19 protein-coding genes and 1 riboswitch are annotated in these 22,809 nt (G+C 45.7%); of the genes, 8 read left to right on the forward strand and 11 right to left on the reverse strand.

The window, feature by feature from the left end:
* Positions 1–47: 47 nt before the first annotated feature.
* From PUW25_RS15845 to PUW25_RS15870, 6 genes are all read right to left on the reverse strand, one after another.
* Positions 48–1,067, reverse strand: a complete 1,020-nt coding sequence (locus PUW25_RS15845; protein WP_047910574.1) for a zinc-binding alcohol dehydrogenase family protein — start codon at positions 1,065–1,067, stop codon at positions 48–50.
* 339 nt (positions 1,068–1,406) lie between these two features.
* Positions 1,407–3,410 carry a hypothetical protein gene (locus PUW25_RS15850; RefSeq protein ID WP_047910576.1) on the reverse strand — a complete coding sequence of 668 codons (2,004 nt, stop codon included), beginning with the start codon at positions 3,408–3,410 and terminating at the stop codon, positions 1,407–1,409.
* A gap of 144 nt (positions 3,411–3,554) precedes the next feature.
* A complete protein-coding gene (locus tag PUW25_RS15855; RefSeq protein WP_047910577.1) occupies positions 3,555–4,304 on the reverse strand; it encodes an SDR family NAD(P)-dependent oxidoreductase in 750 nt (249 codons plus the stop codon).
* Positions 4,305–4,531: 227 nt separating this feature from the next.
* Positions 4,532–4,924 carry a DUF2500 domain-containing protein gene (locus tag PUW25_RS15860; RefSeq protein WP_047910578.1) on the reverse strand — a complete coding sequence of 131 codons (393 nt, stop codon included), beginning with the start codon at positions 4,922–4,924 and terminating at the stop codon, positions 4,532–4,534.
* A gap of 116 nt (positions 4,925–5,040) precedes the next feature.
* Entirely contained in the window at positions 5,041–6,306 is a 1,266-nt protein-coding gene (locus PUW25_RS15865) for a YCF48-related protein (RefSeq protein WP_274338420.1), read from the reverse strand.
* A gap of 171 nt (positions 6,307–6,477) precedes the next feature.
* The gene (locus PUW25_RS15870) at positions 6,478–7,863 is read right to left on the reverse strand and encodes an amino acid permease (protein WP_047910580.1); all 1,386 of its coding nucleotides are present in this window, start codon (positions 7,861–7,863) and stop codon (positions 6,478–6,480) included.
* A 277-nt stretch (positions 7,864–8,140) separates the two neighbouring features.
* A riboswitch (FMN riboswitch) is annotated at positions 8,141–8,298 on the forward strand.
* A 144-nt stretch (positions 8,299–8,442) separates the two neighbouring features.
* On the opposite strand from PUW25_RS15870, the gene PUW25_RS15875 reads away from it, so the two are divergent.
* The 3 genes from PUW25_RS15875 (at position 8,443) to PUW25_RS15885 (ending at position 11,833) form a co-directional block, all read left to right on the forward strand.
* Positions 8,443–9,402 carry a DMT family transporter gene (locus tag PUW25_RS15875; RefSeq protein WP_047910581.1) on the forward strand — a complete coding sequence of 320 codons (960 nt, stop codon included), beginning with the start codon at positions 8,443–8,445 and terminating at the stop codon, positions 9,400–9,402.
* Between the two features lie 218 nt (positions 9,403–9,620).
* Positions 9,621–11,114: an amidase gene (locus PUW25_RS15880; protein ID WP_047910582.1), complete on the forward strand. Its 1,494-nt coding sequence runs from the start codon at positions 9,621–9,623 to the stop codon at positions 11,112–11,114.
* 5 nt (positions 11,115–11,119) lie between these two features.
* Positions 11,120–11,833: a 4'-phosphopantetheinyl transferase family protein gene (locus tag PUW25_RS15885; RefSeq protein ID WP_047910583.1), complete on the forward strand. Its 714-nt coding sequence runs from the start codon at positions 11,120–11,122 to the stop codon at positions 11,831–11,833.
* 73 nt (positions 11,834–11,906) lie between these two features.
* On the opposite strand, the gene PUW25_RS15890 is transcribed toward PUW25_RS15885, so the two are convergent.
* Both PUW25_RS15890 and PUW25_RS15895 read right to left on the reverse strand, forming a co-directional pair.
* The gene (locus PUW25_RS15890; protein WP_047910584.1) at positions 11,907–13,154 is read right to left on the reverse strand and encodes an MDR family MFS transporter; all 1,248 of its coding nucleotides are present in this window, start codon (positions 13,152–13,154) and stop codon (positions 11,907–11,909) included.
* 241 nt (positions 13,155–13,395) lie between these two features.
* Complete coding sequence (locus PUW25_RS15895; protein ID WP_047910585.1) at positions 13,396–14,289, reverse strand: aldo/keto reductase; 894 nt, start codon at positions 14,287–14,289, stop codon at positions 13,396–13,398.
* A gap of 542 nt (positions 14,290–14,831) precedes the next feature.
* On the opposite strand from PUW25_RS15895, the gene PUW25_RS15900 reads away from it, so the two are divergent.
* The 4 genes from PUW25_RS15900 (at position 14,832) to phnE (PUW25_RS15915) (ending at position 18,465) form a co-directional block, all read left to right on the forward strand.
* Positions 14,832–15,938 carry a phosphate/phosphite/phosphonate ABC transporter substrate-binding protein gene (locus PUW25_RS15900; RefSeq protein WP_274337290.1) on the forward strand — a complete coding sequence of 369 codons (1,107 nt, stop codon included), beginning with the start codon at positions 14,832–14,834 and terminating at the stop codon, positions 15,936–15,938.
* A gap of 116 nt (positions 15,939–16,054) precedes the next feature.
* Positions 16,055–16,837 (forward strand): phosphonate ABC transporter ATP-binding protein, encoded by a 783-nt coding sequence (gene phnC / locus PUW25_RS15905; protein ID WP_205052832.1) that lies wholly within the window; start codon positions 16,055–16,057, stop codon positions 16,835–16,837.
* Positions 16,830–17,645 (forward strand): phosphonate ABC transporter, permease protein PhnE, encoded by an 816-nt coding sequence (gene phnE / locus PUW25_RS15910; RefSeq protein ID WP_047910587.1) that lies wholly within the window; start codon positions 16,830–16,832, stop codon positions 17,643–17,645. Before phnC ends, phnE (PUW25_RS15910) begins: the two co-directional genes overlap by 8 nt.
* A gap of 13 nt (positions 17,646–17,658) precedes the next feature.
* Entirely contained in the window at positions 17,659–18,465 is an 807-nt protein-coding gene (gene phnE / locus PUW25_RS15915) for a phosphonate ABC transporter, permease protein PhnE (RefSeq protein ID WP_047910588.1), read from the forward strand.
* Between the two features lie 150 nt (positions 18,466–18,615).
* Here phnE (PUW25_RS15915) and PUW25_RS15920 read toward each other — a convergent pair whose 3' ends face one another.
* Both PUW25_RS15920 and PUW25_RS15925 read right to left on the reverse strand, forming a co-directional pair.
* Complete coding sequence (locus PUW25_RS15920; RefSeq protein ID WP_205052831.1) at positions 18,616–20,202, reverse strand: bifunctional metallophosphatase/5'-nucleotidase; 1,587 nt, start codon at positions 20,200–20,202, stop codon at positions 18,616–18,618.
* Positions 20,203–20,521: 319 nt separating this feature from the next.
* On the reverse strand, positions 20,522–21,004 hold the full coding sequence (locus tag PUW25_RS15925; RefSeq protein WP_205052830.1) for a GNAT family N-acetyltransferase: 483 nt from the start codon (positions 21,002–21,004) through the stop codon (positions 20,522–20,524).
* A gap of 219 nt (positions 21,005–21,223) precedes the next feature.
* Here PUW25_RS15925 and xerS point away from each other — a divergent pair, with 219 nt between their 5' ends.
* Complete coding sequence (gene xerS / locus PUW25_RS15930; protein WP_047910591.1) at positions 21,224–22,306, forward strand: tyrosine recombinase XerS; 1,083 nt, start codon at positions 21,224–21,226, stop codon at positions 22,304–22,306.
* Here xerS and mobB read toward each other — a convergent pair.
* Positions 22,281–22,808: a molybdopterin-guanine dinucleotide biosynthesis protein B gene (gene mobB, locus PUW25_RS15935; protein WP_205052829.1), complete on the reverse strand. Its 528-nt coding sequence runs from the start codon at positions 22,806–22,808 to the stop codon at positions 22,281–22,283. The two genes, xerS and mobB, sit on opposite strands and share 26 nt — an antisense overlap.
* Position 22,809: the final 1 nt, after the last annotated feature.

Genomic DNA, 22,809 nt, shown 5'->3' on the forward strand with positions numbered 1-22,809 from the left:
TATAAGTCGTATATATAATTCTTACTTTAGCTGCAATCGACTTGCCTCTATAATTCCACTACAGCTTTAATCACTTTCGATTCAGGCTCTAGCCACTCATCAAACAAATTAGCCATCTCTTCTAACGAAGCACGATGAGTAATATACTGATCCAGATTGATTCTGCCTGTGGAGATAGTCTTTATGACGTGAGCAAAATCCTCTCTTGTTGCATTCCGGCTGCCCATAATGGTTAGTTCTCGTTTATGAAACTCTGGGTCGTTGAACGTAATATTGCCCTTAACGAGACCTACATATAGCAAAGTCCCGCCATGAGCAGTATAATTGAAAGCATTTGTCATGGATGTAATATTACCCGTTGCATCAATGACGATGGGCATAAGCGCTCCAGCCGTTAATTTTGAGAGCTGCTCAAGCAGGTCCTCGTCAGCTGCGTTAATGGTATGGTTAACCTTAGCCCACGAGCGGCAAAAATCTAACCGTTCCTTGTTAACATCCATAGCAATGACATTGGCTCCTGCCTCTTTTGCGAGTGTCATGACACCAAGTCCAATGGGTCCGCCTCCAATAACAAGCACTTCTGTACCTTCACAAATTCCGGATCTGCGAACCGCATGAGCACCAATAGCCAGCGGCTCGATCATTGCTGTATGGTCCAGGGATAATCCTTCGGACTTTAATAGATGTGATATCGGAACCTTAATTCTTTCGCACAGTCCCCCGTCCACATGTACTCCCAATACTTGAAGCTGCATGCAGCAGTTGGGTCTCCCCGATCTGCAGGCTATGCAATGATTACAGTGTAAATAAGGAACAATGGTGACCTGATCTCCTGGTAATATGCCTTGATCTTGGTTGCTAATCTTTGTGACGATCCCAGCCAGTTCATGTCCTAAGATGCGCGGATATTCAAAAAAAGGCTGGTTCCCTTGATAAGCGTGCAGGTCGGTCCCACAAATGCCAACCCGCTTTATTTCAATTACTGCTTCATCCTGCCCCAGTATCGGCTCAGGTAAATCTGTAGCATAACGAAACGTTCCGATTTGTTCGCAAATGATACCTCTCATTCTTCATATCCCTCCCGGCTTCCAATGAATGCGGTTACATTTTAACATTTCTTCCTAATCGAATATTCGCGGGAAGGACCTCCATTGCCTTCTTCAGGTAGGTTTTATTTTGTATTCTCGTAGGATTCTTTATATTCTGCTGCCATTTGATCTCCGCCGCTCGTTCTCCACCGTTCAACCTCGACACAAATGCTAGAATGCAGTACATCGAATTTGCTGCTGTAACAGATTTGTCTCTTTTTATGTATCCTGAATATGTATAATCGTCTATAGACGAAAAAAAAGCCGCCCTCATTAGGGCAGCTCTGTAATATCTGACATGCTGTTCAACATTTTTAATTAAGGATTAGCAGTAATCCAATAATCGTAAGAATGGACAACATATCCTTGGTAAGCTTCATAGTTAGCAAGCAAATCCGGTAATTTAGCAAGCTCTTCTTCCATGTAAGCTTCTCCTTCTTCATAGAAGGTAATATGATCGCCCTCATGGCTTTGTTTCATCTCAACAGAGACGAGAAGCGGCTTACCTAAACGGTCTGCAATCTCCATTTCTTGGGCTACAACCGCTGCTATTCCGTTTGATCCCTCTGCGGTATCACGGAAGGCCATTAATGAAACATGATCAAGTGTCTGAATCATCCATTCACTAACCGTTATATTCTTGCCTGGAAGCTCATATGCGTCAAGCCATACAGCGAGATCGGCACTCGTCTCCAGATCAGAATTTTTTTTGGTCTCTCGTGCAAAGTATTCCATATTTGCGGCCCATTCTGTAAGTACACGGTCACGGTCAATATGCCAGGCCTCATTTGTATACGGCTCTACATCAACATGGATACCATGGAATTTCTCCTGCTCCGAAGCATGCTGATTATATTCCTTAACATAATTGATTAACCGGGTAATACGGGGTCGGTTCTCTTCAAGCCCCCATATCGGATGGCCTCCCATGGCATGAACCTCGATCCCCATGGCTGCTGCCTGACTGACAAAATTTCGATACAGCTCAAACGGCTGCTCCAAATCAAGTCTTACATACAAATAATTTATATTTTTCTCTTCTACAAATTCGAGCACGCGTTCACTGTCATGAATCACTTGCTCTGCTTGCCAAATGTACGTCCCCCGGATAGAGCCCGGTTCTGGATCCGGCGTTGGCTCTGGATCCGGTGTTGGCTCTGGATCCGGTGTTGGTTCTGGATCCGGTGTTGGCTCTGGATCCGGTGTTGGCTCTGGATCCGGTGTTGGCTCTGGATCCGGTGTTGGCTCTGGATCCGGTGTTGGTTCTGGATCTGGTGTTGGTTCTGGATCCGGTGTTGGTTCTGGATCCGGTGTTGGCTCTGGATCCGGTGTTGGCTCTGGATCCGGTGTTGGTTCTGGATCCGGTGTTGGTTCTGGATCCGGTGTTGGTTCTGAATCCGGTGTTGGTTCTGGATCCGGTGTTGGCTCTGGATCTGTACCGTTTTCGCTGAGGTTAGACCAATACACATAATCATGCACTGCTACGCCGGCAAAATTGCGGTATTCCTGCAGTGATAATGACACCTCGTTAAGTACAGCTTCCATTTCTTCTGCTGATTTACCTGCAAATGAGGTGTACTCTTCACCTGGCATCGGTTTTGTGTTTACAGCGATAACAACCTTTGCGTCATAAGCTTCCGACCATTCCATTTCTTGCTCAATTACATGAGAAATGCTGTCATCGCCGGTTGCTTTATCACGGTAAGCCATTAAAGTGATTTGATCAAACCTATTCATGAACCATTGGATTAGCGGCGTATCGGTCTCAGGCACTTCATATTGGTCATACCAAAAAGGCAGGTCAATGGCACTGATTAGAGAAGCATCCTGATTCGCAACGTCTAAAAACAGCTCAAGATTGGTTAAATAGGATTGAATGATAGACTCGCTGTCCTCGCTCCAATCATTCAGAACATAGGGTTCAATATCCAGATGAATTCCTGCAAACTGTTCCGATTCCTCAGATTCAGCATTGTAATCAACAACCCAGTTAGCAAATTGAAGCAGCCGTTCTCTCCCACCTTCTGTCGCCCAGTAAGGATGGCCTGCGAGTGCATCAACCTTGATCCCCCGCTCCTGCGCATTTCGCACAAAGGTCTGATACATTTCCTCTGGCTGATTCATATCAATTCTTAAGTAAATATGATCAATATTTTGATTGTCGGCGTATTCCAGTACATCTTGGCCGCCATCTGCGATGGTCTCTGCCTGCCATAACCATGTTGCCCGCGTAGATGAATGACTCGATTCAAAAGCAGTCATAAATATAACACTTATGAATAAGACAACCCATAATAAACCGCGGGATTGATTGCGTATCATATCCTCCCTCCAATTCTCCTCTCTTTTTTGAACCAACGCTATTATAGCAGTGGATAAAAGTAAAAGAATGAGCCCTGGTGCTCAACTTGGGCTCATTCTTCTATATTCGGTCTTTAGCCTGATTATTCGATTACAGTCCCAGGATTAGGGCTCATATATCATTTTTCTTGTCATACCGCCATCAATGACCAGGTTCTCTCCAGTTACAAAATCGTTGTCAGGTGCCGTCAAAAATAAACAGGCTCTTGCAATATCCTCTGGCTTGCCAACTCTTTGCGACGGATGCTGGACATGATCTATTTCTCTAAGTTCACTGTAGTCTCCTGTTTCAATCCATCCCGGACTAATACTATTGACCCGAATCCGTTTATCTGCCAGTGATACAGCCATCGCATGAGTAAGTGCAACAATGGCTCCTTTGGAAGCCGCATAGGCTTCAGAGTTCGGCTCGGACATCGTCGCTCTCGTGGAGGCCATATTGACTACAGCGCCGCCCTGTTTATTATTCCCCATATATTTAGCCGCTTCTCTTGTCGTTAAAAAACAGCTGCGAGCATTGGTATTCATGACGTCATCCCATTCATTCAGGGACAATTCAAGCGGAGACTTCCAGATGCCATAACCTGCGTTGTTAATGAGGATATCGATCTTCCCATATTCCCGCATGGCTGTATTCATTAAATGTACAATTGCTTCTTCAGACCTAACATCGCAGGCAACAAATATGGCAGTTTCACCTTTTTGACGAATGGCTGCGGCTGCCGCGGCCCCTTTTTCTTCATTTTGATCGGTAAGGACCACCTTCGCTCCCTGCTCAGCGTATGCTTCAGCTACAACTTTACCAATACCTTGCGCTGCGCCTGTCACGATAACAACATCATCTTTGAATTTCATTATACCTCTCCTTATGACTAGAGATTGGAACCAGCTATAATTTTCTGATAACTATATATTACACAAATTTAGGTTCTGGCATAAATCCGAATCAATAACCTAATGAAATAGAAATCATGCCCCTAATAAAGAATAATTAATCGAGTATATCTCAATTGAAACGGTTCAGATTCAACAAGGATTAAAAACAAAAAGCCGCCCCATTGGGACGGCTGATCAATGACATGCTAACCTCGAACACGTTCGGTATATACTCTGTTATAACGCTTGAACCCAAGATATCTGGTCCCCTGAAAAGTAAGCTGGCCTTCATCGCCCTCAGCGCATAAACCATACTCATCTCCGCCGACCTTGAACTCAATCCGATCTCCGCTGTCCACTTCAAACGTAATAAAATAGAGCGTCCGCGTATTCTGCCCCTCGCTTTGACTCTGCTGTGATACCTGAATTCTTCTTCCTGTAATTCTTGAAGGGACAGTCAATACCGGCTGCTTATTGTTCCGTCCCCAAGTAAGGAGCTCTTTTCCCAGGGTCAATGCGACAATACCGAGAATCACGACAAATACCGCCGGGAATACCGTTCCGAAAAAATCAAACATCCAGAAAGATTCAAATCCCATGCCGTCTCCTCCCGTCCTCTGATTCTTGTCTGTAAATAACCGACTACTTGTTTATGTATATGCCGTAGTGCGGTCAACTTGTCAGTTCGCGGAAGAAATACTTCATGGGATTAATTTTAAAGGACGCTCCAGCTGGTCCCGCCATCCATCGTCTGCATTAATATTGATTTTTTCTCACTGGCATTCTCAAGCAGTACCCACCCTACTTTGGGGCTAACGAACTGCAGCTTGACAACCTCAGGATAATCTACAAGCTTCTCTGCCAAAACTTGACTTACAGGCAGTCTGTCCCAAGTCTCCCCTTGATCTATCGTATGATAGACATAAGACCCCTGCAGTGCCCAGCCTTCAGACTCACTGACAAAAGTAGGATACAAATCCTTGTTCACACCACGCTGAGAAGGCAGATTAAACTGGACATGCTCCCAAATAGAGCCTCCATCTGTCGTAAACAGACCGCTGTACTGAACACCGCTGCCTTCCGCACAGCCTAAGGGAAGATACATTTGCTGATGATCTACACTTAAGCTCTCTATCTCGCCAAGAGAATAAGAAGAGCAAGACTCATACAATGCTGATGATCTGTTGAAAAACGGCTCGTTAATAGACCAGGCTTTCCCTGCATTCTTGGTTACATAAATCTTAGGAGCGCCAAGCTCAAGCACGGATACGACTCCTTGCTCTCCGCCCGTGAACTGCATGCCTTCAACATATCCGCGCAGCGGTATAGCATGATCCGTCTGCTGAAGTGGAGAGCTTGTCATCACTTCAGACCAATTCATTCCCCCGTCAAGCGTCGAGAATATTTTCTTCTCCTCTTTGCCCGTACCAGCATTGTCACTTGTCATTAAGTAGCCTTCCTTGGCTGAAGCAAAATGTAGTGCAGTAACCTTCTGAGTCTCCTTCAATGAAGAAATCATCCAGCTCTCCCCGCCGTCATTCGTTCGCAGTACCACATTGTCAGTTCCATCTGTTCCGGAACGAACAATCCAGCCATTCATGCCATCCAGGAAAAAAATATCCTCTCCGTAAACCGGATTCGTCGCAAACTTCACATTAGATGAAGGAGAAATATTCGTCCAGGTCTCCCCATTGTCACGGGTATAATATAAACGCAGCTCGCTTCTCGTTACTCCCCAAGCCAGACCGCCATAACCATGAATTAATTGAAAGTCCGTTAATCGTGTCTGAATTTGATATTTGTTCATTTCATCGACTTCGTAATTACTAGGTTCAATAAGCGTAATTGTCTGCCCATCTTCCAGCTGCTCTTCCTTTACGACTACTGGCTGAGCCTCCTCGGGTTCCGAAGATGTGCAAGCTGTCAGCGCCAGTGTGAGCATAAGTATACATACTAGAGCCCGCTTTGTCATTTCTCGCATGCTATTCCACCTCTTTGTGCCTGTTAAGGCTGTCCTCTAAGTTAGACATTATAGCATACTTTATTTTGAATGAGAGTCAAAACTGTTACTTGTTCCTCTTTATTCTGTAATACATTTCGCCCTCCTGGCATCTGCCAGAAGGGCGAAATTGTTTGTACTTTATTCATGTTATTATTTCTTAGATTGCTTGTCTCCAAGCTCGCTGTTCCGGTATCCATAAAAGAAATAAATACATAGACCGACGAGAATCCATACGGCAAATCCACCCCAGGTTGATCCGTCCAGCTGAAGCATCAGCAGTACACAGAATGCAGCGCTCAGCAGTGGAAGAAACGGCACCCAAGGTACAGAAAATCCTCGTTTGAGATCTGGCCTGGACTTGCGCAGACCAATAACACCAAGCGATACGACAGCAAATGCAAACAGGGTTCCAATGATGGTCAGGCTGGCAAGCTGATCCAGCGGCAGCAATCCGCACAGGAGTGCGATAATAATGCCTACCATCCATGTACTGCGAACAGGGGTCTGTTTCTTCTCATCCACTTTAGATAAGAACTTAGGCAGCAGCCCATCCCGAGAGATCGCAAACAAGAGCCGGGTCTGACTAAACAATAGAACAAGCAGCACCGTCGTAATACCCACTATGGCTCCCACTGAAATAAGTCCTGCTACAAAGTCTTGTCCAACAAAACGTAATGCGAAAGCGACAGGGTCCGCAACTCCAAGATTGGTAAAAGGAACCATCCCGGTCAGGACGACAGCGACAAGTGAATACATAATCATACATACAATAAGTGATCCAATAATTCCTATAGGAAGATTACGCTGCGGGTTTTTGACTTCTTCTGCCGCTGTAGCCACCGCATCGAATCCAATATAGGCGAAAAACACAACGGCCGCACCACTCATTACTCCTGTAAAACCAAATGGCATGAAGGGAGTCCAATTGTCAGGTTTCACATAAAATGCACCAACCAGAATGAATATGATGATAACTGCTATTTTGACAATAACCATAATTGCATTAAATCTTGCCGTTTCTCTCGCTCCCTGGGTGAGTAATAAGCATATCGCCAAAATAATGAGAACGGCCGGCAAATCTATGATTTGTCCCTGCGACAAATTAAAAGCACCGGATATAGCGGTGGGAAGATGCATGCCGAAGCCTTCCAGCAGCCCTTGAACATAGGCTGACCATCCGCTTGCTACCGATGCCGCAGCAACACCATACTCTAGTACCAGTGTCCAGCCCATTAACCAACCGACCACTTCACCGAATGCGGCATAGCTGTAAGCATAGGCACTACCCGATACAGTAACTGTGGAAGCCAGTTCTGAGTAACACAACGCTGCCAGAATACAAGCGATGGCGGCAATAACGAAGGAGATCATTAGTGCGGGCCCTGCATGCTCTGCAGCGGCTTGTCCGGTAATAACGAAAATACCGGTACCAATAATAGCACCGACCCCAAGTGATATCAGATCCAGCGCCCCAAGTGTCTTCTTAAGGCCTGTACCCTTGTTCAGGTCAAAATGCTTCTTGCGAAATAAATCCATAATGTCACTCCTAGATGAATGTTGCAACGCTTTAGTGCATTTAAGCACAAACAATTATTATGCGAAAGTTAGCACAGCTTGTCAACTTTAATCCTTGAATTAGAATCATTTGGCTTAAGCTTTGGTAACAGATTGCCCTGAACTTGAATTTTTATTATAAATTGATCAACCGGCCAAAAATAAGTATTGCTACGATAGCGCTTTCTATATTATTATGTTGGAGTAGGTTACAACTAATCATCTACTTACTATTTTATACTATCTTAATAAATGAATAATGGATCTTCGGGGTAGGGTGAAATTCCCAATCGGCGGTGACGTTCTTGCAATAAAGAACGAAGCCCGCGACTCGCTGCTCAAGCATTCCTTGCGCACGCGACTGACTTGGTGCAATTCCAAGGCCGACGGTTACAGTCCGGATGAGAGAAGATCATCGATTACATGCGGTTGTTATATGAAGACGCATGTTTATTTGATCACCCCTGTTGATTGTGCATGGTTACATGTGCGTATTCACATGGGTTTTTTACTATCTGAAGATACCATATTCAAATTCTCACTTACGAAGGAGTTTGGAATATGGAACACACGAACAAAAAAGCATTACCTGCAGCCGGCTCAACCGGCTTCTGGCTCGTCGCACTCGGAGCAGCACTATGGGGTATCGGTCCTCTGTTCCGGATTCATCTGCTGGACTACATGACCTCGACGCAAGTCGTCCTGATTGAGCATCTCCTTGTCTGTCTGGTTGCTGTACCGATTCTATGGATTAACCGATCTGAGCTGAAAAACCTGCGTCTGAAGCATGTATTCGCTCTGCTTGTCATATCCTGGGGAGGATCTGCACTAGCTACCGTTATTTTTACAATAGCCTTGTCCAGTGGTGATCTGAATGCGGTTGTGCTGCTGCAAAAAATGCAGCCGATCTTTGCCATCCTGCTCGCAAGGCTGATTCTCAAGGAGACGCTGCCCAAACGTTTCGTCTTCTTCTTCATTATCGCTATTGTGGGAACGTATTTGCTTACCTTCGGATTCACCATTCCTTTTGGAACAAACAGCGAATGGATTAAAATAGGAAGCCTATTATCCTTACTCGCCGCAGCTCTATGGGGTGGATCTACGGTGATGGGACGCCTGCTTCTCGGGCAAGCGCAATACAAGACAGTAACCTCTCTTCGATATGTACTCGCGCTGCCTTTACTCCTTATTATGACCTGGATGGAAGGAGCATCGATGAATCTTCCACAGGCAGGAGCGGATCTTGCGAGCATCGGAGTTAACTTGCTGGCACAGGCTTTGCTTCCTGGCCTGCTGAGTCTGCTGCTATATTATAAAGGCTTATCTTCGACCAAAGCATCGATGGCTACCCTTGCCGAGCTTAGCTTCCCGATGATGGGTGTGCTCGTAAACTGGATCGCTTTTGGACAGTTGGTTACTCCTGCTCAGCTCATTGGTTTTGTGCTGATCTGGACGACATTGTTTATATTTGCTCGTCAGCAGCAACAGAGCAGCCAGCAGCTGGTCTCGCGCACGACATGAGATGAAAGGATTAAGATGAGGCTGAGCTGGATTTTGATCTCTATATCTTCTAGACTTGAAGAGTTATAGCGAAGTCGCTGTCCATTTGGACGGCGATTTTTTATATATAAATAAATTTTTACTTTCTCCTCCATCTTCCCTCCAACTGCACATGGCAACCTGACAGATTTATGCGTTATGATAGAGAGAACGATTAGAAAGGGATGATCAATTAGCCTATGACTTCTTTTCCTTATACATCATATGACGCGGTAGGGCTCGCACAGCTGATAAGAGATAAACAAATTTCTCCAGTAGAGCTTGTAACTGCTGCCATGGAACAAATCGATCAATTGAATCCTGAGCTGAATGCCGTGGTCCGTACTCGCTACGAAGCAGCACTGCAGGAAGCAGGTGAGGTGAATACACTCGCCCAGCCTTTTGCAGGTGTCCCCATATTGCTAAAAGACATTTCACAAGCAATTGCTGGTGAGCCTCTGACATCAGGTTCTAAATTATTTGCTGAACACAAGCCACTCTACGATTCTCATTATGTAGCCAAGCTTCGGAGAGCCGGTTTTATTCCGATTGGACACACCAACACCCCGGAATTTGGACTTAAGAATATTACCGAGCCTAAGCTGCACGGCCCTTCAAGAAACCCATGGAATACAGACCACTCTCCAGGCGGCTCCAGTGGAGGATCGGCATCAGCCGTTGCTTCCGGCATGGTACCCATCGCCGGAGCAAGTGACGGCGGAGGGTCAATTCGCATCCCCGCTTCGTTCAGCGGGCTGTTCGGATTAAAGCCTACCCGTGGACGTACTCCTGTAGGACCCGGGGTTGGCCGGCAGTGGCAGGGCGCATCCATTGATTTTGCCCTGTCGAGAACGGTGAGGGATAGTGCGGCACTGCTCGATGTACTGCAAGTGCTTCAGAACGAGGCTGCATTCCAAGTACCGCTGTACCCGGGAAGATACGTGGAAGATATGTATTTAACGCTTGAACGGAAATATCGAATTGCCTATACATTGGATTCTCCAGTAGGCACACCTGTCAGTGAGGATGCCAAGGAGGCCGTGCGCAAGGTCGTGAAATACCTGGAATCTGAAGGACATATTATTGAAGAAAAACAAAGTCCGGTAAACGGCGTTCATCTCATGGAGAACTATTATATGATGAACAGCGGTGAGATGGCAGCCATGGTACTGAAGATGGAACGTGGACTTGGAAGAACCATTACTTCAGAGGATATCGAAATTGAAGGCTGGGTGCTTCTTGAGGCTGGCCGAAAATTATCCGCAGCGGAATTTGTACATAGTCTCGCAGAATGGGATGTTGCTGCCGCACAAATGGCTTCTATTTTTGACCGATATGATTTCTATATCACACCGACTAATGCCTATCCGGCTCCGCAGATTGGTGAACTGACGCCTGGGCCCGCGAAGATCGAACAGCTGCTTAGGGTAAGTGAGTTATCTAAGGACAAGCAGCAAGCGCTTATCTATGATATGTTTGAACCTAGCTTAACTTACACTCCGTTCACCCAGCTTGCTAATTTGACAGGTACTCCGGCTATGAGCCTTCCCCTTCATCTTAGTCAGTCCGGGCTGCCTATGGGTGTTCAGTTCATGTCTGCTAAAGGAAGAGAGCATGAGATGCTGCAGCTGGCACACCTGCTTGAGAATACAGACCTGTGGATTTCTCCTTTAGCTTCTGGAGGTGAACATTAAGACCCATGGACATTCTTGGGGTCAAGCTGCACTCCGCCATGGAGCAGCCCATTGATTTGAATGAGATCGTAGGAGGTCTGCCCTGTGAACAGCAAAAGAAAATTCGCAGGTTCAGACGTTTCCCTGACCAATTAAGATCTCTATGCGGAGAGCTGCTAATTCAGAGCTACGCTGTCGAGCATTGGAAGCTGCCCCCTAACAAGCTGGACAGGCAGACCAACCACTTTGGCAAACCTGAATTTGTTCATTATCCGACGCATCATTACAACATCTCTCACTCAGGGGCCTGGGTGGTAGCTGCTTTTGACCGACATCCGGTTGGCATTGATATTGAAGAGTTAAATGATGTAGACCTGACTCTTGCAGATCGATTCTTCACTCGGAACGAGGCGGAGCTGGTGCATAACCAGGCAGACCTAGAGCAGAAGCAGATGTTCTACACTCTTTGGACTCTTAAGGAGAGTTATGTAAAAGCGAAAGGTGCCGGACTTTCAATTCCTCTTGATTCTTTCGAATTTGGTATAACCCATCAAGGTGAGGTTACATTCTCTAGCACTAACGCGGGAAATGAAGAAGCTTGGTCCTTTAGAAGTTATGCAATCGATCCTGATTACTCGCTCGCGGTTTGCAGCCGATCTGAGCAAATACCAGAATCCATCGATCTCATTACCTTAGATCAGCTCTTAGCAGATCATTCGATACTCCGAAGCAAGTCGTAAATTAAAAATCACGCCAGCAGAGTCGTTACTATGCTGGCGTGATTTTATGTTAAACATATGTGCTCACTTCATGTTAACTAGCGACATTAGCTTGTTTATCAGCTGGCTGATCCATCTTCCGATCACGCATCTTATAGTGGGCGAGCAGCAAGAATGGAATGCCACACGCTGTCATTAGCGCCAAAGGCATAAATATCATTACCGGTTGATCCACAGATAGCGAGGTTAACAGCCAGCCTCCGATGACCGGGGCGAGTACATTCCCCATATTGTTAAATCCGATCATACCGAAATAAGTTCCGCGCAGCTCTGGTTTCGCGATCCTGTCTACCAATAGATCCATAAGTGTAAACATCAGCACTTCTCCAATTGTAAATATTACGACACCAAGCAGCAGCATCCATCTGGATTCAAACAATCCAAATACAAGCAAACTACTGGCCACAAAAGCATTACCTACGATTAAAGAAACCGCGGGAGGAAAATTCTTAAACCATCTTACCAGCGGATACTGCACGATCAGCACGACCACGGCATTCATGGACAGCATGTAAGTAAACATTTCTGCTCCATTTTCGAAGCTTGGGCTGAGCTCAAGATATTGCGGGAGCGTCGAACTAAAATGTCCATATCCTAAGACACAAAATATAGAACCAATCAGCACATACATAAAGGTACGATCACGGCTAGTCACCATGAAAGCTTCTTTTAAAGATACGGACTGTGCTGTGACAGCACGGCCAAGGTCAATATCACTTCTTCTACCGAACTGGAATATAAGAACCAGCCCATATAAGATGTATACCAACCCAGCGGCTATGAATGGAGCTCCGCTCTGTGATGTTCCAAACTGCAATCCGAGTAAAGGACCGATCACGACACCGACATTAATGGCCGCATACCTCAAATTAAAGATTAGCAGCCTGTTCTTCGGATCTGTAATATCCGACAGCATCGCTCGTGAGGTGGGCTCAAATACAGCTCGGCACAGCCCATTTAGTGCGTTCATAACAAAGAACATCCAAATCTGATTGGCCACGGCAAAACCGATAAATACAAGTGCCCAGCTAAAAATCGAGAAGATCAGTACTTTTTTACGTCCTATTCGATCCGATATGTATCCCCCATAAAAACTGGCAAATACGCCGATCAGGGAGCTGACAGCGACAACCATACCTGCCTCCGCTGGACTTGCTCCCATCGATTTAATAAGATAGATCGACAGAAAAGGAATGCTCATTGATGTGGCCATTCTCCCGAACATCGTTCCTACGATAATGGTCCAGGCGAGCGGGTGAATCTGTTTTAAATGACTGTTCATATTGCCTCCGTCTGTGTCTGCAAATAAGTAAGTTAGTACATATCATTTCAGCTTATTTGCTATCTGTCAATACATGTAAACACATGCTCAAGGGGAATACGAGCAGTGGTAATTAGATAACTCTATGTTTTTCTATTATGAATTTTTCATATATTGAATTAATCACATTATATTTCTATTCATTCTCATAAAAAAACCTTAGGATGATATATTCACCCTAAGGTTTTGATTAAAAGCGATATTAAGTTCTACCCGTCCAGTCGTCGGATGCAACTTCTATCCACCGCTCACGGATGATCTCGTAATCTTCCTTGGCAAGCAGCCGCTCTCGTAACAGATCCGCGTTCTCCTGCCAACGATTTGGCTTCTTGGTACCTACAATGGCCGTATCCACACCAGGCACTGATAAAGTAAAGCCTAGCGCCTTAGCAATAACCTCCTCATTGCTCTCACCTAAAAATCCGTAATTCAAGTCCCGTAACCGATTCCAATATACAAATGGATATGCCGTTTCTTCCAGCGTATCATAAGTCCAGGCAACGTTGGCCAGCGGCCGTTTCGCTGTCACGCCCATTCCCCGCTTCCGGGCTTCCGGAATGGTCAGCTCAATGGCCTCTTGATCCGCTATATTGACAGAAGTTTCTAGGCTGTCGAACACGCCCGTCTGAACGGCATACAATGCATCCTTATGATCTCCGCTGTAGCCAATAAATCTTGTTTTCCCTGCTTCCTTGGCCCGTTTCAATACTTCAATAACGGAGCCCTCTCGAAGCACTTCTTCCGAGCAGCTATGCAAATGAATCATATCCACATATTCCGTGTTCAGTCTTCTCAAGCTGCGATCGATCGATTTGGACAGCATAACCGGATCCCAATCAGGCTGATCAAATCCAGAAGCATGTCCACACTTCGTGAACAGATACACTTCCTCTCTCTTGGGACCAAGCACCTGCCCGATCAATTCCTCACTGTCTCCGTAACATTCCGCCGTATCAATCACATTTAATCCGGCTTCAATCGCACTTCCGAGCAGACGATCGACCTCAGGCTTCGAAATGCCGGTTCCGATCTCTGATCCGCCAAAACCCAGTACGCTGACCTTCATTCCTGTTTTTCCATAAGAGCGCTGTTCCATAAAATCTAGCCTCCTTGGGTAAATGTCAATTTTATTAAAATATCTGACATGTTCGTATTACCACCTCATGAAAAAGCGAAACATTACGAGGTGCTCTCTCCATATTTATTTCAATTTCAAAGCTTCGTACTGAATTAGACTACAAGAAGCGGTATATTATGACTGCTACACTTCTCTCATCTCCTAGTCAGCAACATTCTTGTTGTCCAAGAAATTATACTATAAGGAAGAAGAACGATAAATCTACAATTTAGTATACATAGCTACATTTTCCATTTATTAATGTAAATTCTTTTTGAAATTCGACCATAGGTATAAAAACGAAATTTGCGGCTTATAAGACAGACAATTTTACATTTAACTCGAAAAACTCCACGAATCATGACTCAATATGTAGAAATTGATGGAAACCTAGCCAAATTTATAATCCCCCTGACACTACGTTTATAAATATATAACATTCCAAAGGTACAATGAGCTTGTCTTTCAAGATAGGGATAAGCGCCTTGCCTTGAATAATCAAATTTATCGGGGGTTATGAATTGAAAAAAAGAAACATGCTTCTTACTACTTTTACTCTGCTTACCGCTCTAATTGCAGGCTGTGGCTCTAATGCCGGCACTTCATCACAAGAACCAACGGCGCCTACCACTTCACAGACTTCGGATAACACAGGAACATCTGGCGAAGCAGCCAGCACAACCCAAACCATTGATCAGCTCAAAATCAGCTTTGTTCCTTCCAAAGACCCGGAAGATATTATTACAGCAACGGACCCGCTTAAGGATCTCTTAAAGGAGCAGCTGTCTACACAAGGCTTTGAAGTTGGAGAAATCAGCATCGATGTAGGTACGACCTATGAAGCTGTCGGTGAAGCACTATCCGCAGGAACGACAGATATCGGCTTTATTCCCGGCGGAACCTACGCGCTGTATGATGACGGAGCTGATGTCATTCTCACCGCAACGCGTGCAGGATTGTCCAACGACTCTGATGCTCCAAAAGACTGGAATGAAAACAAACCAACGGAACCAACAAGTGAGCAAGCAACCTATTATCGCTCCCTGGTCATCGCAGGGCCATCTGCTAAAGGACAAGAGCTTGCTGAGAAAGTGAATAACGGCGAAGAACTCTCCTGGGAAGAATTGAATGAAGCTAACTGGGCAGTTATGTCAACAACTTCTTCTGCAGGTTATATTTATCCAACGCTGTGGCTGCAAAGCAACTACCAGAAGAGCATCACGGATCTGTCCAATGTCGTGACATCCGATTCTTACGGCAGCTCCTTTGGCCGACTGGCTGCAGAGCAGGTCGATGTTATCGTTGCATTTGCTGACGCTAGACGCGATTACGCTGAACAATGGACTAGTGAATTTAACCGCACAAGCCCGATCTGGGATGAGACGAATGTCATCGGTGTAACCCAAGGAATCTATAATGATACGATCAGCGTGAGCAAGAACAGTGAAGTCATTACCGATGATCTCAAAGCCGCTCTTCAGGAAGCATTTATCGAGATCGCGAAGACAGAAGAAGGAAAGAATGTCATTGCTGTATACAGCCACGAAGGCTACCAAAAAGCTCAATCCTCTGACTATGACGGTGAGAGAGAAGCACAAGAGCTGATTCGTAACATGAAAAATCAATAAGCTAAACGGAACCAAACCAAATAATATGCTTTTAAAAAAAGTGAGAGCATCAGGCTTCTAATGATGTTCTCCTTTTTCATCTCGGCAGCAAAAACCATAGGAATGGAGTTTGACCCATGATCGAGTTTATCAACGTACAAAAGACCTATCAGAACGGCACAACTGCACTGCAAAATATTAACCTCAAGATTGAGCAAGGCGAATTCGTTGCTGTCATCGGACTGTCCGGAGCAGGTAAGTCAACCCTCATTCGGTGTATTAATCGTATGCATGATATTACAGACGGACAGCTGTTTGTAGATCAAGTCGATGTATCCAAGCTAAGAGGCAAGCAGGTACGAAGTTTTCGTAAGAGAATTGGCATGATTTTTCAATCCTTCAATTTAGTCAACCGAATCAGCGTGATCAACAACGTCCTTGTCGCCTTTGTCCCGCATCTTCCGATGTGGCGCAAGCTGACCGGAATCTTCACCAAAGAACAGAGAATAAAAGCTCTCGAGGCTTTAGATAAAGTAGGCATTCTCGACAAAGCTTATGTTCGGGTAGACCAGTTGTCGGGCGGACAGCAGCAGCGGGTAGCACTTGCACGGACACTTGCCCAGAATCCTGACATCATCCTAGCGGATGAGCCGATCGCTTCCCTTGACCCAGTCACCTCCCGAATTGTGATGGATGACTTTAAGAACATCAATGAAACCTTGAACATCTCTGTCATTATGAACATCCACCATGTGGAGGTCGCACTCGAGTATGCGGAGCGTATTATCGGGGTTCGAGCAGGCGAAATTGTATTTGACGGTCCACCGTCTGAAGTCACTAAGGACACCCTGGATGAAATTTACGGCAGCAAGCTCAAGGATGTTCCCCTCCCGGAGGAGGTGGCACTGACTCATGTATGATAAATTGTTTCCGCCAAAACAGATGGTGCTGGATAACGGCAAGGTCGTTATGCAAAAAAGAACTCGACTTCCGCTGATTCTTATTATTCTTGCGATTCTGACTGCAGCATCCGTTCAATTAACCGGCTTTGATCTTCAATTGCTATTTTCGAGAATCAAAAACTTCTTCAAAATATTAGGTGAAATGGTTCCTCCGAATTGGAGCTACTTCCCGAAGCTGCTGGAAGCACTTCTCGCGACACTGCAAATGTCACTGCTCGGCTCTATGATTGGAGCGATCCTCGCTCTGCCGTTTGCCCTGCTCGCTTCTTCCAACGTGATGAGGAACAAGGTGATCACTTCGATCTTCAAGATTATGATGAGCTTATTAAGAACATTGCCGACGCTGGTCACCGCCTTGATTGCGACCTTTATCTTTGGACTCGGACCTATGGCAGGCCTCGTCGCCATTATTTTATTCACGCTATCTTATGTCGGTAAGCTTCTATATGAGCAAATTGAGAACGTCGACATGGGACCTTTCGAAGCGATGGAGTCGATTGGAATGAATCGGGTGGAAGCTTTTCGCTATGCTATTTTTCCACAAGTGCTCTCCCGGTATCTATCTACATCCTTGTTCTGCTTCGAGGGGAATGTTCGCTATGCAGCCATTCTTGGTTATGTAGGCGCCGGAGGGATCGGTCTTCTCATCAAGGAGAACCTGGGCTGGCGTGATTATTCGAACGTTGGCATGATCGTTTTTGCACTGGTTATCACGGTATATATTATCGAATCCATCAGTGAACATTTCAGAAAAAAGTTAACATGAGGAGATCCATGCTATGACAACCATTGAGAAGCAATTGGGTGCTTCCCCTCGGAATCATCGATATATTTTGACGGTTACCATTATTGTACTGATTCTGTTCATCTGGTCACTAGACACTGTAAGCTTCGAGGACGTGAATCAAAAAGGAATTTCGATTGCATTAAATATATTAACAGGTATTGTGACTCCCGATCTCGAACTGCTGTTCAGTCTAACCGAGCAAGGAGTGCTCTACCTGCTGCTTCAAACGACAGCCATCGCCATACTGGGAACACTTGTCGGTGCCGTGCTGTCTGTTCCGCTCTCTTTTCTAGCAGCATCCAATATCGTACCAAAGCCTATCGCTTGGCTGACAAGGCTGCTGCTCATCATGATTCGAACGATTCCCGCACTTGTATATGGGCTCATGTTCATTGGGGTAACGGGACCCGGACCGTTTGCAGGCGTACTGACCATCGGACTAACCTCTATCGGCATGCTGTCCAAATTGTATGTTGACTCCATTGAAGAATTGGACAAGCAGGTACTGGAATCGATGACCTCTCTTGGCTGCAATACATTTGAGAAGATCCGATACGGTATCATCCCGCAGCTCTTTTCGCTGTTTATGTCGGTGACAATCTACCGTTTCGACATGAATATGCGTGAAGCCTCGATCCTGGGACTCGTTGGCGCAGGAGGAATCGGTGCCCCTCTCATCTTTGCGATGAATAGCTACCGCTGGAACCAAGTCGGCTCCATTCTGATTGGCTTAGTGATTTTTATCCTTCTCATCGAATGGATGTCCAATAGACTTCGCTCCAAGCTCGTTAATGGCTAATCTTTTGAATCAAATATACCCTTAAGTTAATCAGCTAAAGGTATTATGAAATTTGTTCTTTTATATCTAATAAATCATTGCAAGCCAAAAACCTCCGAATGCATTCGGAGGTTTTATTTACGATGTTCTGAGCGGGAGAGTACAGCTGGTTTAGTAGATCACTCTCCAATTGTTATTGCAGGAAGCATGTATGGTTTCTCGCTTCATGATATAGTCTGCCAAAATTTCCGTCATATCTGTCGGGATCTCCCGTACGACAGGCTTGTTCACCAGCATGGAGAAGTTCCCTCCCCCTCCTGCCCGATAGCTGTTCATGACCACTTCATATTCAGCGTCATCCGCTAATGAAGAGCCTTTGAATAACAGCTTCGTGACTCGGCTTCCTTCAGGTCTGGAAATGTCCAATTCATATTCGATTCCTTCCCACATGTCATAATTAAAATGCTGCGGCTTCGGCAGAAGATAGCTATCCGAAGTTCTAAGACCTGTTCCATTCGCATCCAGACTGAAATAACAAGCATTCTGCTCTAGTGCCGCCCGGATATCGCTGCCGGTCAGAAGCAGCACTTTGAGTGTATTCGGATAAATATAATTAGAGACGACATCTCTCATCGTAATGTGCTCGGTGAACCCTCTCGCTTCATTGGTAAATATTGCGGCACAGGAGATGGGTGCCCCTGTTGACTCCATTTGTACCCGATTAACGAACTCCGTAAAAGCATGATCTCTCTGTCTTGCAGCCATGGGATCTGTAATCGACATATCCCCTTCGACTCTGCCAATCGGCTGATCCAGCCATGCTTGAGTTCTTCGTTCACCTTCGGCAAAGATCTCCAGTATTTCTGGATCTGCCTGTGCATCCTCTGCATGCAGGAGTATGGCATTCCTGTCACGGATTACCCACCCACCTTCAGGCTTGCGGCTAAACATCAGCTGCACCTTCGATATCGCCTGTCCTGAAGAGCCAGGCTGCACATAGACCACTCCGTTCAGCTCTCCCGCGAGCAGACGATGCTGATGACCTGTGAGCAGCACATCAACACCTTCAAGCCGCATGCACATCTCATAACCCTGATTCTCTCCTGTCAGAGGCTCGGTGGCATCTCCTGTATGAGGATCACGTTCAAACCCGCCGTGATAGCTTACAACGATGGCATCCGGCTTCTCCATCTCTCGAATGTGAGTTACCCAGCGCTGCGCGGAGGCAAGCGCATCCTCGAATGCCAGGCCTTGAATGTTCGAGGGTTCCTCCCAGTTCGGAATATAGTGGGTCGTGACACCCAAAATAGCAACTCGAATGCCCTCCTGCATCTCAAATAGACGATAAGGCTGTCCAAACGCCGGCCGGCCATCCGTCTCATTCACAATATTAGCCGACAGATAAGGGCACTTCGTATCCTCCATCGTGCGCTGTAGCAGCTCCATCCCATAATTAAACTCATGATTGCCAATTATCGCTGCATCATATTGCAGCGTATTTAACACAGTCGCTGCAGGATGAACACCCTTCCTATCGTACTTGGCATAATGATACATGAAGGGAGTCCCCTGCAATAGATCTCCATTGTCCACCAGCAGCAGAGACGGATCCTCCATCCTTTCTTTATGGATGAGCTCTGACAGTTTGGCATAGCCGAGCGGCTTATCCCCTGGTCCCCGGTAATCTGTTGGATAGATATGGCCATGTACATCACTTGTCTGGAGCAGTGTAATCGTTACTGTATTTGTTGAATTCATTATTTTATGTATCCTCCCATGCTCTAATTGCGGTATCCTCCCATCCTATTGTAAAAGAAAACCAACAACGCATCGTAAAGGTTTGTTTATTTAAAGTTAATTATCCGTTTACAATGGTCCTGTGTATGCAGTCAAAAGAACCACCTTCCCTCATTACAGGAAAAGATGGTCCTCACAATGTGCTATCTACTTGGTTTAAACAGAATCAAATCAGCCTTTTGCTCCGATTCTTTTTGTGATTCAACAATATTCGTCTCAATCAGACTTGGACATACCGCATTGACCCGAATCACCAAATTATTGTGTGCTGAACCCAGGTTCAAGTCACGAAATGCTGGCTTGGATTCCCCGACTCGGGGTGGAATCGCTCACGGAACTGGCCGTCCGTATACGTACCGATCACCTTCCGCCAGAAGGCCTGGGCAGCAACATTCGTACGGACCTGCGACACCTTCCATTCCCCGGGGAAACGGCGGAATAGCTCCTGAGCTGCCCAGGTGCCAACACCGCTGCGACGATATTTCTGCATCACAAAAAACTCCGTCATATAGTAATCGCCCTCACGGCGTTCGGACAATCGTTCAACTAACGCGAATCCGGCAGGCACTTGTCCGCTTCGAATAAGAAAGGGGAACTTGTCCGAACGGATAAAATACTCATTCAAGTTCGGATATTCGGGGAAGACTCCATCACTGTTCACATCAATATCTAAATACTTCGTAAAATCATATAAATAGAATTGCATCAAATGCCTTATAACCTGGCTCTCTTCCCTGGATACAACAGTGAGGCTTAATTCCATTTTATATCACCCCGCGCTTGTCTTTTTTATATACTCTACGTCTATTAAACACGATTACACCGAATCCATTCTACTAAACTATAAAACTTTCGTTTCAGACCTTCAAGCGTACTGTCTGATCCTCTTCCTTCTTCTTGGCGGAATGCTTTTTCCTTTGAAAAATCAATGTGGTAAAATAAGGTCAATCCATAAATCTAATAAACCGGGGGTTACATTGCTATGCATATACAAAAAGAAACCGACCGCAAAAAGCTAGATGAACGTGTTGTAACCATGCCCTGGTTCGTTCAGCAATTCATTGACTACAAACTGCCGGACCTGTCACCCTCTACTCTGCTGGAGTATGTCAGGGATTACGATACATTTTTTACCTGGCTTCGTGCAGAGGGATTATCTGCGGCGGAGAAGAACTCAGATGTCACCTTGAAGGATCTGGAAGTACTCCGTATGGACAGCATCACAGGCTATCGGATCTACTTAACGACGAAGAGAGAAGGCGCAAATTCACGTATCACAATATCCCGCAAGCTGTCCTCTCTCCGCTCACTCTTTCATTATCTCAGCCAGATTGCAGAGGACGAGGAGTTTTACCCGCTCCTGAAGCGTAATATTATGGCCAAAATCGAGATCAAGCGCGTTCATAAGCCCAAGGATACAGCGGCCAAGCTCAAAGGTAAAATACTCGAGGAGGATGAGCTGCTTGAATTTATCGGCTACATATTAGAGGGCTATGCGAAGGATGTCGAGAAGAACAAGCAAGCTCTGTACTCCCATGAACAGAATAAGGAAAGAGATGCTTGCATCGCCAGTCTCATTCTCAATTCAGGCCTGCGGGTATCCGAAGTCGTGAATCTAAACGTCGATGATCTTGATCTTAATAACAAGGTGCTCTATGTATACCGTAAGGGCAACAACGATGAGACCTTCAAGAATCCAGTCTATTTCCGAGAGCAGGCAAAAGACGATCTTCTCACCTATATGCAGCTGCGGACACTTCGCTACCATACACCCAAAAGAGAAAAAGCACTCTTCGTCACGGTCCCCAATGGTCAAAAAGATGGGAAACGCATGACAAAGCGTGCCATTCAAGCAATGATTATCAAGTATGCCAAACGTTTCGGGAAGCCTTATCTCACGGTTCATAAGCTTCGGCATTCCTTTGCAACCGACTATTATTTACAAAATGATATCTATAAGACCAAGGAGCAGCTGGGTCATGCCTCTACAGAAACGACAGAGGTCTATGCCCATCTAACCGATAAAACGATGTCCGAAGCTATTGAACGCCGCACCGAATCATAAAATTTGCAATGCTCGTGACTTGATCACGATTGTAACAGGCTGCCGATTCAGGCAGCTGTTCTTTATTCAGCCATTCTAAATCGACAGCAATAACCGCTCTCACCTGTTCTAGCTGAAGTAAAGCAAGATCCTCTTGTTCTCGCACCAAGAGCAGCTTAGGATAGGGCGCTTTCTTGAAGCCCTCCACCAGAATGTAATCATAGGCAGAGAATCGCTTGATGATATCCTCAAGAGATGCACTCCGTTTCTCGATGACCGCATGTCTGGTATCAGAAATGACTGCAACGGCTTCAGCACCAGCTTCACTATATTTACCACTGTCGGTATTCGGATGATCCATATCAAAATGGTCATGCCCGTCATGCTTAATTACAGCCGCCTTGTACCCTCGTTCTCTCAGCTCTTGCACCAATCTTGCAATCAGTGTCGTTTTTCCCGCATTCTTATATCCGATGACTTGCCAAATCCTCGATTGAACACGGTGTGTATCGTCAGAATTCATC

Source organism: Paenibacillus urinalis (genome assembly GCF_028747985.1).
In the GTDB taxonomy this organism is placed as follows: domain Bacteria; phylum Bacillota; class Bacilli; order Paenibacillales; family Paenibacillaceae; genus Paenibacillus; species Paenibacillus urinalis.

What these genes read in the sequence shown, in the direction of transcription:
- PUW25_RS15845 (WP_047910574.1), bottom strand. Translation starts at nt 1,067, where the DNA reads ATGAGAGGTATCATTTGCGAACAAATCGGAACGTTTCGTTATGCTACA.
- PUW25_RS15850 (WP_047910576.1), bottom strand. Translation starts at nt 3,410, where the DNA reads ATGATACGCAATCAATCCCGCGGTTTATTATGGGTTGTCTTATTCATA.
- PUW25_RS15855 (WP_047910577.1), bottom strand. Translation starts at nt 4,304, where the DNA reads ATGAAATTCAAAGATGATGTTGTTATCGTGACAGGCGCAGCGCAAGGT.
- PUW25_RS15860 (WP_047910578.1), bottom strand. Translation starts at nt 4,924, where the DNA reads ATGGGATTTGAATCTTTCTGGATGTTTGATTTTTTCGGAACGGTATTC.
- PUW25_RS15865 (WP_274338420.1), bottom strand. Translation starts at nt 6,306, where the DNA reads ATGCGAGAAATGACAAAGCGGGCTCTAGTATGTATACTTATGCTCACA.
- PUW25_RS15870 (WP_047910580.1), bottom strand. Translation starts at nt 7,863, where the DNA reads ATGGATTTATTTCGCAAGAAGCATTTTGACCTGAACAAGGGTACAGGC.
- PUW25_RS15875 (WP_047910581.1), top strand. Translation starts at nt 8,443, where the DNA reads ATGGAACACACGAACAAAAAAGCATTACCTGCAGCCGGCTCAACCGGC.
- PUW25_RS15880 (WP_047910582.1), top strand. Translation starts at nt 9,621, where the DNA reads ATGACTTCTTTTCCTTATACATCATATGACGCGGTAGGGCTCGCACAG.
- PUW25_RS15885 (WP_047910583.1), top strand. Translation starts at nt 11,120, where the DNA reads ATGGACATTCTTGGGGTCAAGCTGCACTCCGCCATGGAGCAGCCCATT.
- PUW25_RS15890 (WP_047910584.1), bottom strand. Translation starts at nt 13,154, where the DNA reads ATGAACAGTCATTTAAAACAGATTCACCCGCTCGCCTGGACCATTATC.
- PUW25_RS15895 (WP_047910585.1), bottom strand. Translation starts at nt 14,289, where the DNA reads ATGGAACAGCGCTCTTATGGAAAAACAGGAATGAAGGTCAGCGTACTG.
- phnC (WP_205052832.1), top strand. Translation starts at nt 16,055, where the DNA reads ATGATCGAGTTTATCAACGTACAAAAGACCTATCAGAACGGCACAACT.
- phnE (WP_047910587.1), top strand. Translation starts at nt 16,830, where the DNA reads ATGTATGATAAATTGTTTCCGCCAAAACAGATGGTGCTGGATAACGGC.
- phnE (WP_047910588.1), top strand. Translation starts at nt 17,659, where the DNA reads ATGACAACCATTGAGAAGCAATTGGGTGCTTCCCCTCGGAATCATCGA.
- PUW25_RS15920 (WP_205052831.1), bottom strand. Translation starts at nt 20,202, where the DNA reads ATGAATTCAACAAATACAGTAACGATTACACTGCTCCAGACAAGTGAT.
- PUW25_RS15925 (WP_205052830.1), bottom strand. Translation starts at nt 21,004, where the DNA reads ATGGAATTAAGCCTCACTGTTGTATCCAGGGAAGAGAGCCAGGTTATA.
- xerS (WP_047910591.1), top strand. Translation starts at nt 21,224, where the DNA reads ATGCATATACAAAAAGAAACCGACCGCAAAAAGCTAGATGAACGTGTT.
- mobB (WP_205052829.1), bottom strand. Translation starts at nt 22,808, where the DNA reads ATGAATTCTGACGATACACACCGTGTTCAATCGAGGATTTGGCAAGTC.